An 11,883-nucleotide genomic window follows, 5' to 3' on the forward strand; every position below is an offset into this window, starting at 1 on the left:
ATGGGCGTCAATTGTCATGAACGCTTTTTGCAGACTGTTGTGGTCTCGCGAAGCAAGAGGCGGACAGGCGGTTTTTCGTACGGTTCTTCCAACGGATCGCCTTCGATTAGCGCCATCGTCTTTTTGGCTGCAGACTGTCCGTTGATGAAAGGGTCTTGGTGCAGTGTCGATAGGCCGATCTCGTCAGCGTAAAGACTGTCATCAAAACCAAGTATGGAAAAATCGTCGGGGACCTTGATGCCATATTGTCTTAAACGAAAGAGCACAGGTATGGCAGCTCGGTCGCTTTCGAAGAAAGCCGCTGTGCATGACCTGGCATCAGAAGTAAGACGACCCAGAATAGTGCTGGTCAGATCCTGCCCAGGGTCGACCTCAAGCACATAGGGGCTGATTGATTCGCTACTGGATCTGCAGGATTCAAGAAAAGCTTTTTTCCTGGCTTCAGAGCTGAAGTGCAGGTTCTTCGACTCGTTAAGCACAGTCACGTAGGCGATGTGACGATGACCGAGGGATATAAGATGCTCTACACCTGATTTTACTGCTTCGGCATCATCAATGGAAACAGTGGCGTTGAACCCCTGCTCATGCGGCGTATTGATGCCGATGACAGGAACATTCATCTCGCTTAGCTTGGCCACTTCTTCTCTGACGATGTTGAATGAGCAGACGATAACGGCATCGACGTTGCGCCGCATGGGAAGCTCCTCGAAAAAAACCTTGCGGGATTCGCCGTTGGAGATCCGGTAAATAGATATGTCATAGCCGGCGGTGTGGAACACGGAATCCAGTCCAGCAAGAATTTGCGAATTGAACCACTCGGTTGTCGGGTCGTTGGTAAGCACGGCGATTCTCAGGGATTGACCTGATTTCAGGGCTGTTGCGGATCGTGATATGCGAAAATTCAAGGTGCGGGCAGCTTGCATGACTTTGGCCTTGGTGCTCTTGGCAACCAGATCAGGTCTTGCAAACGTTCTAGAAACAGTTGATACGGAGACCCCTGCTGCATCTGCCACATTCTGTATTTTGACAGTCATATCGTGCCTCATTTTGTGTGCCTGAAAATACTGATACAAGTAAATGTTAGTTCACGATCTGTGCAACAGAGCAACGATTTATGGAAAGGAGTCGTTTGCCGTACTGCTGTCAGTGCGTCCGACGGATTGATGTTGCAGCACACTGGGCTGTAGTATGAAAACGTTGCATATCTTGCGGCATTAAGCATGACCAGGCAAGGAGTGGGATGGAGTTCCTGTCACCTGATTCAAAATTGATGCGAGGCCTGTCCGATCTGGTCGATGCCATCTGGATCAATGTCCTGATGCTGATAACCTCTATTCCGATAATCACCATTGGAGCAGCCCTGACTGCGGCTCAGCTTGCTTCACGACGCTCGCTGCAAGGCCAGGGAAAGGTCACGGTCAACTACTTCAGAGCGTTCAAGGAGAATTTTCTTCAGTCCACCCTTTTATGGCTCGTTTTCGGCCCGCTTCTGGCGATCCTGGTTGCTTCTTGGATATTTCTGCAGATCACGCCTCTGCTCATTCCCAAATTCGGGTTAAGCATCGTCTGGATTGTCGCTTTTGATTGGGTCTGGCCCTTGCAGGCCAAGTTCGCTAATTCTGTGGGTCGTACTCTATTCAATTCCTTGGTTTTCGGGTTTGCCTATCTAGGCGAGACCATAGCCATGATGCTGATTGATGTTGTTTATTTCGGTCTCGTGGCGGCTTCCTGGCTCTTCATGCCCCAAGGCTTGATCCTGCTCCTGATTCTGGGGTTTGGCCTCATCACGATGCTTCATGTTCCTCTTACCGAGAAGGTGCTCGTCAAGTATGAACAGGCGTAGCTGGCTGAGGTGCTTCAGCCCAGCCAGAGCGTGTATGGAGAACAGCGAAACCGATATGAGGTTTTGAAAAATAAAGACGATTTTCGAAGCGAAGCGCCGCCATCGAGATGAATCTCGGTCAATTGGCAGCGGCGCATCTTTCAGTTTAAGGGTCTCCCTTAGGCTTTGACGAGCCAGATGCTGGTATCTGTTGGAATTTTACCTTCGACCAGAGGCTCCGAGGTGAGGATGACACGGCCTTCAGGGACGTCCACCGGTTGCAGTGAGAAGTTGGTTATGCACACCAGATGAGCGGGCTTGCCGTCAAGAAGCGCCGAGCGCGTATAAGTCAGCACACCTTGGTTTTGATCAATAGATTCTATGGTCTGGCTGCCCGTAGCTGTCAGAAGCTGAGCTCTCAGTCTGATTGCCGTGCGGTACAGATTGAGCATTGAGCTCTTATCGCGGCATTCGACATCAACCGCGAATTTCTTGAACCATAGGGGTTGGGGAAGATGGGGATCGTCGGCAATGGTGCCGTCAGCCTTGGTCTTAGGAGAAAAGCCGAACGAGGCGCCCTGCCCGAAGTTTTCGTTCCATTCAGCTGGTTCCGGCGTATCCTCCGCATTCCAAGGCAAGGGAACCCTGCATCCGTCTCGCCCTTTTTCAGTGAACTCCCGACTTGATCTGAAGGCGGTCGGATCTTCCAATCGTTCCCATGGAATATCAGCGACTTCAAAGAGGCCAAGCTCCTCTCCCTGATAAATGTAGAGGGATCCTGGCAGAGCCGCCTCCATAAGGAAGCCTGCACGTGCGCGTCGATTGCCGGCAGCGCGGTTTTCCTTATAAGTCTGACCGTTTCGGAGCAGCCAGTCCTTTCCCAGTTGCTGAGTATCGAGGTCCTCCGCCTGGGGAAGCGCATACCGTGTGGCGGAACGGATAATGTCATGGTTGTTCATGACCCATGTAGTCGTGGATCCGGATTCCTTGGCCTCTTCCAGACCCCCCTTGATTGCCGTTGAAAACGCTTGGCAATTCCAGTCGGCCTTGGCGAATTCAAAGTTGAAGACCTGTCCCAGTTCATCCTCAGAGGCATAAAGGTGCTGGTGCTCCGGCACCACCCATGCTTCTCCAACGGCGAAGCGATGAGGATTGTACTCATTGAAGACCTGCCGCCATTCCTTGTATATATCATGCACCTCAGGCCTGTCCCAGAGCGGATGCTCGTAATTGTGGCTGGCTGATTGCTGCTGCACCGGCCAAGCGTCGAGTTCGGACAGAGGCTTACTGTCAAGATCCTTGGCCAGTCCATGCGCAACATCGATACGGAACCCGTCGGCGCCATGGTCGGACCAGAAGCGGAAGATGTTTTTGAACTCCTCGTGAACATCGCGGTTCTTCCAATTGAGATCCGGCTGCTCCTTGGCGAAGATGTGCAGATACCATTGCCCGTCTTCAACCTGTTCCCAGGCGGGGCCGCCAAAAAGAGACATCCAGTTATTGGGAGGGAGTTCCCCTTTTTCGCCTCGTCCCTTGCGGAATATGTATCGATCACGCTCGGCCGATCCGGGGCGGGCTTTCAGCGCCTGTTGGAACCACTTATGCTTGTTGGAAGTATGGTTCGGCACGATATCCACCATGATCTTGAGGCCAGCCTGGTGGGCCGCTTCAACCATGGCATCGAAATCCTCCATGGTGCCTAGCCTCGGATCGACGCTTTCATAATCAATGACGTCATAGCCGCCATCGGCCAGATCCGACGGGTAGAAAGGCGAGAGCCAGATGGCATCGATACCCAGCCCCTGCAGGTAGCTCATTTTTTCGGTCACGCCGCTGAGGTTTCCGATTCCGTCTCCGTCAACGTCTTTGAAGCTGCGAGGGTAAACCTGGTACACAACCGCCTGCTTCCACCAGTCATCGCTCAAGTTATTGGTTGTCATAAGGGGCATCCTTTCTGAATATATTCACCAACCCAGTCGGCAATTGACTAATATTGATAACGATAGCAAACAGGTCAGTACAACTTGAAGATAAAATACCTTTGATATACATGCAATTTTCTATCTGAAATGCTCATATCTTAAGCAAAATGTTGTGTAATACCTTTATTTTATGCATACGTTTGCATATTGATTATAGAGTAAAACGCTTCTCGTAAAATCAGTCCTTCCGGAATGGGAATAATATTTGCCAGAAGAAGTTGAGTGATGTAGGCTCAAGTTTCGGAGTGGTCATGGTGGCTGCTTACCCGGGCCGACGGGAGTCGGCCATCGGGACCACGAACGAAGCGCGAGCGGAGAACGTGAACGATGAGGTGCGGGGTCAGACCCCACGCCCAATTTCATCAGGAGGTAACGAGTATGGCACGTGCAGTTGGCATTGATCTGGGAACCACCAATTCCTGCATTGCAACCCTGGAGGGCGGGGAGCCCACAGTAATCGTCAACGCTGAGGGCGCGCGGACCACGCCGTCGGTGGTGGCGTTCAGCAAGTCCGGCGAGATTCTGGTCGGCGAGGTAGCCAAGCGGCAGGCAGTCACCAACGTTGACCGGACCATCAGCTCGGTCAAGCGTCACATGGGCACTGACTGGTCCGTCGAGATCGACGGCAAGAAGTGGACCCCTCAGGAAATTTCGGCCCAGATTCTTATGAAGCTCAAGAGGGATGCCGAGTCCTACCTGGGCGAACCTGTCACTGACGCGGTCATCACCTGCCCCGCTTACTTCAATGACGCTCAGCGTCAGGCCACCAAGGATGCCGGCAAGATCGCCGGCCTGAACGTCCTGCGCATCATCAACGAGCCCACTGCCGCGGCACTGGCCTACGGTCTGGAGAAGGGCAAGGAGGATGAGCGCATCCTGGTCTTCGATCTGGGAGGCGGCACCTTCGATGTCTCCCTGCTGGAGATCGGCAAGGATGACGACGGCTTCTCCACCATCCAGGTCCAGGCCACCAATGGCGACAACAAGCTGGGCGGCGACGACTGGGACCAGAAGATCATCGACTGGCTGGTCAGCGAGGTCAAGAACAAGTACAACGTGGATCTGTCCAAGGACAAGATCGCCCTGCAGCGGCTCAAGGAGGCCGCCGAGCAGGCCAAGAAGGAGCTGAGCTCCTCCTCGTCCACCAGCATCTCCATGCAGTACCTGGCCATGACCCCCGACGGGACTCCAGTCCACTTGGACGAGACCCTGACCCGCGCGCATTTCGAAGAGATGACCTCCGACCTGCTGGGCCGCTGCCGCACGCCTTTCAACAACGTGCTGCACGATGCCGGCATTTCGGTTCAGGACATCGATCACGTGGTGCTGGTCGGCGGCTCCACCCGTATGCCCGCTGTCAAGGACCTGGTCAAGGAACTGACCGGCGGCAAGGAAGCCAACCAGACCGTCAACCCCGATGAGGTCGTGGCCGTCGGCGCTGCCGTGCAGTCCGGCGTCATCAAGGGCGACCGCAAGGACGTGCTGCTGATCGACGTGACCCCGCTTTCTCTGGGCATCGAGACCAAGGGCGGCATCATGACCAAGCTGATCGACCGCAATACCGCCATCCCCACCAAGCGGTCCGAAGTCTTCTCGACAGCTGAGGACAACCAGCCCTCCGTGCTGATTCAGGTCTATCAAGGTGAGCGCGAGTTCGCCCGTGACAACAAGCCCCTGGGAACCTTCGAACTGACGGGCATCGCTCCGGCTCCGCGCGGCGTTCCTCAGATCGAGGTCACCTTCGACATCGACGCCAACGGCATCGTGCACGTCTCCGCCAAGGACAAGGGCACCGGCAAGGAGCAGTCCATGACCATCACCGGCGGTTCCGCTCTGCCCAAGGACGAGATCGACCGCATGGTCAAGGAGGCCGAGGCCCACGAGGCTGAGGACAAGCAGCGTCGTGAGGATGCCGACACCCGTAACGCCGCCGAGTCTGCCGCCTACCAGACCGAGAAGCTGGTCAACGACAACAAGGACAAGATCTCCGACGAGGTGGCCAAGGAGGTCACCGACAAGGTCAACGCTCTCAAGGAGGCTCTGAAGGGCGAAGACATGGACAAGATCAAGAACGCCCAGAGCGAGCTGATGACCTCTGCCCAGAAGATCGGCCAGGCCCTCTACGCCCAGCAGGGCTCCGGGGACGCCGCAGGCGCCCAGGGCGCTGCCAGTGCCGCTGGAGCTGCTTCGGGTGCAGGTTCCTCCTCGTCCGCCGATGACGACGTGGTGGATGCCGAAGTCGTGGATGACGACGACAAGAAGAAGGACGGCGAGTGACATGTCGGCCTTCGACAAGGATGATGCCGGGCCGCTGAAGGGCGACCCGGTTGCTCCCGGCGAATCGGACGGAAACGAGGCCAAGGCCTCTGACGCCGCCTCGACACCCGACCAGGAGACGGCTCGAGGCAGTCACGCTGACAAGGGCGCTGCAGACACCCGTCATGCGGATGGCCAGGCCTCGTCGGATTCCTCCGCCAAAGAGGAGTCGTCAGTCGATGCTCAGGCTGATGCCAATGCCACGGAGGCGAATGACCAGGCTGGTTCCGACTCGGCCGAAGAAGATGGTCATGACCAAGGATCGGGTGGGCTGACCCCTTTGGGACAGGCCAAGAAGGAGGCCGCCGATTATCTGGAGGCTCTCCAGCGTGAGCGGGCCGAGTTCGTCAACTTCCGTAACCGCGCCAAGAAGGAGCAGGACATCTTCCGCCAGCATGGCATCGTGGATGTGCTCACCGCCCTTCTTCCGGCCCTTGATGACATTGACCGGATCAAGGAGCACGGGCAGATGGACGACTCCTTCCAGGCCGTGGCCAAGAAGATCGACAAGACCTTCGAGAAGTTCGGCGTCGAGAAGTTCGGCGAAAAAGGCGAGGACTTCGATCCCACCAAGCATGAGGCCATCCTGCACAAGCCGGATCCCGAGGCCAAGAAGGAGACCGTTGACACGGTGGTCGAGGCGGGCTATCGGATCGGCGACCGGGTGATCCGGGCTGCAAGGGTAGTGGTGACCTCGCCCGGGCAGTAGCGGAAACGGTGATTGCGGATCTTCCGCAGGCTGAATCGACGCCTTCGCATGCGGCGGCGGGCGGGACCATACCCACCCAGCCGCCGCATGCGAAAGGGCGGTTCAATTCGATATATTCGTTGCTTATGAGGAAAGGAGACATGGATGGCTGAGAATGAATGGCTGAGCAAGGACTATTACAAGGTCCTTGGTGTCTCCAAGGACGCCAGCGAAGCGGAGATCACCAAGGCCTACCGCAAGCTTGCCCGCAAATACCATCCCGATCTCAATAAGACCAAGGAGGCCGAGGAGAAGTTCAAGGATATCTCCGAGGCCTACGACGTGCTCAGCAACAAGGAGCAGCGTCAGAAGTACGATGCCATCCGCCAGTTCGGCATGGGGGGAGCCCGGTTCGCCGGCGGCTCCGGCCAGGGCGGCTTCAACACCGATGCATTCTCTGACATCTTCGGTTCCATGTTCGGAGGTGCTGGAGCGCCTGGAGGCACCCGGATACGTTTTGGCGGTGGTTCGGGACAGCCGGACTTCGCCGACATCTTCTCCTCCTTCGGTGGCGGGGCTGGCGGCGGACGGGCCGCTTACCAGGAGGCCAGACCCAAGCCTGTCAAGGGCGAGGACCGCAACTCGCAAATTGGCTTGTCCTTCCGTCAGGCGGTCAAGGGGGCCACGGTCTCCCTGAGCGTGGGCGGCAAGCGCTTCAAGACGCATATCCCTGCTGGTGTTCGCAACGGTCAGCGGATCAGGCTGGCTGGCAAGGGTCGGCCCGGCAGGGACGGAGGCGCTCATGGCGATCTCTATCTGCAGATCAGCGTCCAGCCCAGCCAACGGTTCACCATGAAGGATAAAGACCTTGTCATGACCCTGCCGGTTACGGTATCCGAGGCGGCCTTGGGGGCCAAGGTCCAGGCCCGGGATATCGACGACCAGGTCGTCACCTTCAAGATTCCGGCTGGCTCCTCTAGCGGCGATGAGATTCGCATTGCCGACAAGGGGGTTCAGGACCGGCGCGGCAAGGGCGACCTGGTGGGGCGACTTGAGATCCGTATGCCCGGTCGGCTAGGCATGGCCCAGAAGAAGGCCATGCGAGATTTTGCCAAGTCCAGCGGCGACTTCGATGAGCAGATCGCCGAGGAACGTATGAAGATATGACGATCCGGCTGCCGGATCAAGGCGGAAGGAACAGCGGAAAGGAGTGATGATCATGGTCAGGGTGGATCCCGAGACCAGGCGGATCTATCTGGCCTGCGCTCGCGGTCTGGTGGCTGGGCGCATCAGCCTGGATGCTGCCGACGATGCCGGTTTGGACATCGAGTTGCCTGTCTTCAGCGTCGGCCAGGTCGGACAGTTGGCCAATATCCATCCGCAGACCCTGCGCCAATACGACCGGCTGGGCCTGATCGTGCCGAAGCGGACCGAGGGTGGTGCACGACGCTACTCCCTGCGGGATCTGGATCGGCTAGGCCAGGCCCAGCATCTGAGCCAGGACGAGTCCATCAACCTGGCCGGTGTGACCAGGATCCTGGCCCTGGCCGAGGAAAATCGCCAGCTGCGGCGCCAGCTGCGGCGCTCCCACCAGTCACAGGAATCCAGTATGTTTGCCGCTGCTGCTGACGGCCGAGTCGTCGAAGTCAGGCGGTCCAGCAGGGCCCGGCTTTGGCGGCAGGATATAGCCGACAGAGAGGCGGACCCCACGAACTCCAAATCATTGATCGTCTGGAGCATGAGCTCTTCGGGCAGGTGAGGGGCCTGTGCTATGGTTTACAGGTTGGCCGCTCGCCTAGGAGCTGCGGCTGATCGTCGCCTGAATGCTTTGAGTACGGGGTAACCGCTTGCGCGAAATTCGTCATTCTCTGCTTTGCACGCGGCCTGCGAACTGTCGACCGACAGTACCGTTTCTTCCCTGTTATGAAAGGTCATTGTGACTGCTTCGTCCATGCCCGCTTCCAATTCGTCCAATTCTGGCAAATCTGCCGTAGAGCCTATGACTTTCGATCAGCTGGGGGTGCCTGAGCCCTTGGTTCGCGTCCTAAGTAAGGACGGCAAGACGAGCGCATTCCCCATCCAACGGGACACCCTGCCTGATGCTCTGGCTGGCCGCGACATCCTGGGTCGGGGACGGACCGGTTCCGGCAAGACCCTGGCCTTCAGCATTCCTCTGGTGGCCCGACTGGCTGCCGACGAGGGAGGGCGGGTCCACCATAGCCGCGGAGGCGCCGCCGGGACAGGCGGTCTGCCCCGCCCGCGCGGTCTTGTTCTGGCTCCCACCCGCGAGCTGGCCAATCAGATCGACGAGGTTCTCAACCCCCTGGCTCAGGCCTACGGCATGCGGACTTGCACTGTTTACGGCGGGGTCGGTCAGGGTCCTCAGGTTGATGCCCTTCGGCGAGGGGCCAAGATTGTGGTGGCCTGCCCGGGACGCCTGGAGGATTTGCTCCGCCAGCACAGGCTCAGTCTGGAGGACGTGGAGATCGCTGTGCTGGACGAGGCCGATGAGATGGCTGACATGGGCTTCCTGCCCGCTGTCGAGCGGATTCTGGCCCAAGTGCGTCCGGGCGGTCAGCGCATGCTCTTCTCGGCCACCCTGGATCATGGAGTGGATGCCGTGGTCAAGCGCTTCCTCAAGGATCCCAAGGTTCACGAGGTGGATTCCGCCACCCAGCATGTGGATCTCATGACACACCACATTTTCGAGACGACGCAGGCCGCCAAGCATGACCTGGTCCGCACGCTGGCCGCAGGGCAGGGCAAAAGAATCCTGTTCACCAGGACCAAGTTCCAGGCCAAGAAGCTGACCAAGAATCTGATTGACAACGGCATCCCCGCCGCCCAGTTGCACGGCAACCTCTCGCAGAGGCAGAGGGACCGGAACCTCAAGGCTTTCTCGGAAGGTCTGGTCCGGGTCATGGTGGCCACCGATGTGGCTGCCAGAGGTATGGATGTCAGCGGGGTGGACCTGGTGGTCCAGGTGGACCCTCCAGCCGACTTCAAGTCCTTCCTCCACCGTTCCGGCCGTACGGCAAGGGCTGGCCACTCCGGCGACGTGGTGACGGTCGTCCTGCCCGATCAGCGCCGAGATACCCGGCGGATGCTGCGTATGGCCCATATAGACGCCAAGCCAGTCGAGGTCACGGCCAACTCCCAGGAGGTGGGCGACCTTGTAGGACCCCACGCCCCCCTGGTTGAGGGCTGGTCCTTGGAGACCGCCATGGCTGGAAGCCAAGGATCGCAGGACGGCAGGCAGGCTGGTTCTCGTGGTCGTCGGTCCAGTGGGCCCGCACGTAGGAGACGGGGGCACGATCGGTTTGACAGGCGGTCGAGAGGCTCTGGCCGGGGACGTGATGGTGATGGAAGGAGTCCACATCGCAAGCAGCAGACCGACAGTCTCGACGAGGATCGCCCCTTCGACGGGCGTAGAAGGCACAACCATGCCGACTCCAACCATGCCGTCCATGCCGGTGGCCACCGCGGCAAAGGCAATCGGAGCCGTGTGAACGGAGCTCTTGGGCGGGATCGCCACAATGGCAGTCGTTTCAACGGCGGCGGTCGTGGCTATCGCGGCGGTGATCGCAGACACAGGGGAGGCAAGCGCAGGAGGGATGACAATCCTTTCCGTCAGGCCAAGTCCCGCTGACCGCTTCCACTGCGAGGATATTCCTTTCGAACTCACCGACCGGCTCTGGCGGTCCATTGGCGGGGCAGTCAGACCTCATGATTCAGGCCATGGTCCCCTCACAGCTCTCCCGGAGCTCGACCTTCACGGGGAGTTCAGTGGAAATGGGCGGGTCCTCCGGTGATCCCAGACGTCTGACCAGGGTGGAGACGGCGGCCCGGCCCAGATCGACCATGGGCTGGCGAACCGTGGTCAGTCGGGGCTGGCAGACGGAGGCCTCCTTGATTCCGTCGAACCCGGTGACGATGACCTGGCCGGGGACGTTTATGCCTGCATCCGACAGGGCTCTCAGAGCCCCAAGCGCCATCTGATCGTTGGCGCACACCAGGGCTTGGGGGAGAGTGCCCTGCCTGGCCAGGCTGGCGGCGATCTGGTAGGCGACGGACTGGGAGAATTGCCCTCTGTAGATTGGCGCGGCGGAAGGCTCCAGCCCCTCTGACCTCAGACCTTCACAGAACCCCTCGTATCGTTTGCCATTGTCTGGAGAATCATCCATACCCGTCATGTAAGCCATCCGCCGCACCTGGTGTTTTTCGAACAGATGCCTGACCAGGGTGTACATGCCCTTGCGGTTGCTCACGCGGACCAGGTCGAATCCACTCTCCTGGCCGACCGGGGCATTGGCGATCATGACCACGGGCAGACGTTTGCGCAGAAAGGCCAGGACGCTGTCAGGCACGGACCTTGCCAGGACAATCAGGCCGTCCACCTTTTCCGACATACTGTTGATCAGCTGGGGGATGTCGCCATCTTTCCCCTTTAGACCGATGCTGACCATGAGGCTGAGGCCCTGCCGCCAGGATTCCAGTTCGCATCCCCTCAAGACCTCGTCGAAGTAGAGGGAATCAGAATTGCTTTCCTGTCCGTGGGGCGGGTCGACGACTATATCTGCGGCATCCTCGCTGATCAGTTCGAAGTCGTCAATATGGTCCAATTGGTCGATGTTGGGCAGGAAGAGGCCTATGGTATTGGTCCGTCGGGCGGCCAGGCTTCGTGCGCTGCCGCTGGGGAGGTAGCCCAGGAGGTTTATGGCCTTGAGCACTGTCTGCCTGGTTTCGGGCCTCACCCTCTCCGGGGTGCGCAGGACCCTGGAGACGGTGGCTATGGATACATCGGCCTCGCGGGCTACATCGTAGACGGTCGGTTTCCTTGCCATCCGCTTTCTCCTCTTTCATACATCTCATACAGCATATCATCGAAACGTGTAGCTGATCCCGGGATTTGATAGCGCTAACATTTTCCTTCTTATATGGCAACGCGGTTAGCTATATGAGTAAACAAGGGAAAGCATACGCTAAAAATTCCATGAGAGAAGCTGATTTGCGCATTTAAATGTAAGCGCATACACTAGAGGGTGCGATGGTCGACCCGGCCCGGACACAGGACG

General features: G+C 58.3%; 9 protein-coding genes. 6 read left to right on the forward strand and 3 right to left on the reverse strand.

Going from position 1 to position 11,883, the window contains the following annotated elements:
• Positions 1–14: 14 nt before the first annotated feature.
• Positions 15–1,034 (reverse strand): LacI family DNA-binding transcriptional regulator, encoded by a 1,020-nt coding sequence (locus tag ACUIAD_RS03400; RefSeq protein WP_110451541.1) that lies wholly within the window; start codon positions 1,032–1,034, stop codon positions 15–17.
• Positions 1,035–1,240: 206 nt separating this feature from the next.
• Between ACUIAD_RS03400 and ACUIAD_RS03405 the strand changes: the two genes are divergently transcribed.
• On the forward strand, positions 1,241–1,843 hold the full coding sequence (locus ACUIAD_RS03405; RefSeq protein ID WP_110451542.1) for a YesL family protein: 603 nt from the start codon (positions 1,241–1,243) through the stop codon (positions 1,841–1,843).
• A 158-nt stretch (positions 1,844–2,001) separates the two neighbouring features.
• Here ACUIAD_RS03405 and ACUIAD_RS03410 read toward each other — a convergent pair whose 3' ends face one another.
• Entirely contained in the window at positions 2,002–3,762 is a 1,761-nt protein-coding gene (locus ACUIAD_RS03410; protein ID WP_445343681.1) for a glycoside hydrolase family 13 protein, read from the reverse strand.
• A gap of 420 nt (positions 3,763–4,182) precedes the next feature.
• Between ACUIAD_RS03410 and dnaK the strand changes: the two genes are divergently transcribed.
• The 5 genes from dnaK to ACUIAD_RS03435 all read left to right on the forward strand — a co-directional run bounded on the left by dnaK (position 4,183) and on the right by ACUIAD_RS03435 (position 10,457).
• Complete coding sequence (gene dnaK, locus ACUIAD_RS03415; RefSeq protein WP_445343682.1) at positions 4,183–6,081, forward strand: molecular chaperone DnaK; 1,899 nt, start codon at positions 4,183–4,185, stop codon at positions 6,079–6,081.
• A gap of 1 nt (position 6,082) precedes the next feature.
• Positions 6,083–6,829, forward strand: coding sequence for a nucleotide exchange factor GrpE (grpE, locus tag ACUIAD_RS03420; RefSeq protein ID WP_445343683.1), 747 nt, complete (start codon positions 6,083–6,085; stop codon positions 6,827–6,829).
• A 144-nt stretch (positions 6,830–6,973) separates the two neighbouring features.
• Positions 6,974–7,975: a DnaJ C-terminal domain-containing protein gene (locus ACUIAD_RS03425; RefSeq protein WP_445343684.1), complete on the forward strand. Its 1,002-nt coding sequence runs from the start codon at positions 6,974–6,976 to the stop codon at positions 7,973–7,975.
• A 52-nt stretch (positions 7,976–8,027) separates the two neighbouring features.
• Positions 8,028–8,567 (forward strand): heat shock protein transcriptional repressor HspR, encoded by a 540-nt coding sequence (locus ACUIAD_RS03430; protein WP_110451770.1) that lies wholly within the window; start codon positions 8,028–8,030, stop codon positions 8,565–8,567.
• A gap of 192 nt (positions 8,568–8,759) precedes the next feature.
• The gene (locus ACUIAD_RS03435) at positions 8,760–10,457 is read left to right on the forward strand and encodes a DEAD/DEAH box helicase (protein WP_445343789.1); all 1,698 of its coding nucleotides are present in this window, start codon (positions 8,760–8,762) and stop codon (positions 10,455–10,457) included.
• 82 nt (positions 10,458–10,539) lie between these two features.
• Here ACUIAD_RS03435 and ACUIAD_RS03440 read toward each other — a convergent pair whose 3' ends face one another.
• Positions 10,540–11,652, reverse strand: a complete 1,113-nt coding sequence (locus ACUIAD_RS03440) for a LacI family DNA-binding transcriptional regulator (protein ID WP_110451548.1) — start codon at positions 11,650–11,652, stop codon at positions 10,540–10,542.
• Positions 11,653–11,883: the final 231 nt, after the last annotated feature.

The sequence above is a fragment of the Bifidobacterium sp. ESL0819 genome, assembly GCF_052606245.1.

Bases quoted from the DNA above. Each gene is read 5' to 3' on its own strand.
- ACUIAD_RS03400 (WP_110451541.1), bottom strand. From the start codon at position 1,034: ATGACTGTCAAAATACAGAATGTGGCAGATGCAGCAGGGGTCTCCGTA.
- ACUIAD_RS03405 (WP_110451542.1), top strand. From the start codon at position 1,241: ATGGAGTTCCTGTCACCTGATTCAAAATTGATGCGAGGCCTGTCCGAT.
- ACUIAD_RS03410 (WP_445343681.1), bottom strand. From the start codon at position 3,762: ATGACAACCAATAACTTGAGCGATGACTGGTGGAAGCAGGCGGTTGTG.
- dnaK (WP_445343682.1), top strand. From the start codon at position 4,183: ATGGCACGTGCAGTTGGCATTGATCTGGGAACCACCAATTCCTGCATT.
- grpE (WP_445343683.1), top strand. From the start codon at position 6,083: ATGTCGGCCTTCGACAAGGATGATGCCGGGCCGCTGAAGGGCGACCCG.
- ACUIAD_RS03425 (WP_445343684.1), top strand. From the start codon at position 6,974: ATGGCTGAGAATGAATGGCTGAGCAAGGACTATTACAAGGTCCTTGGT.
- ACUIAD_RS03430 (WP_110451770.1), top strand. From the start codon at position 8,028: ATGGTCAGGGTGGATCCCGAGACCAGGCGGATCTATCTGGCCTGCGCT.
- ACUIAD_RS03435 (WP_445343789.1), top strand. From the start codon at position 8,760: ATGCCCGCTTCCAATTCGTCCAATTCTGGCAAATCTGCCGTAGAGCCT.
- ACUIAD_RS03440 (WP_110451548.1), bottom strand. From the start codon at position 11,652: ATGGCAAGGAAACCGACCGTCTACGATGTAGCCCGCGAGGCCGATGTA.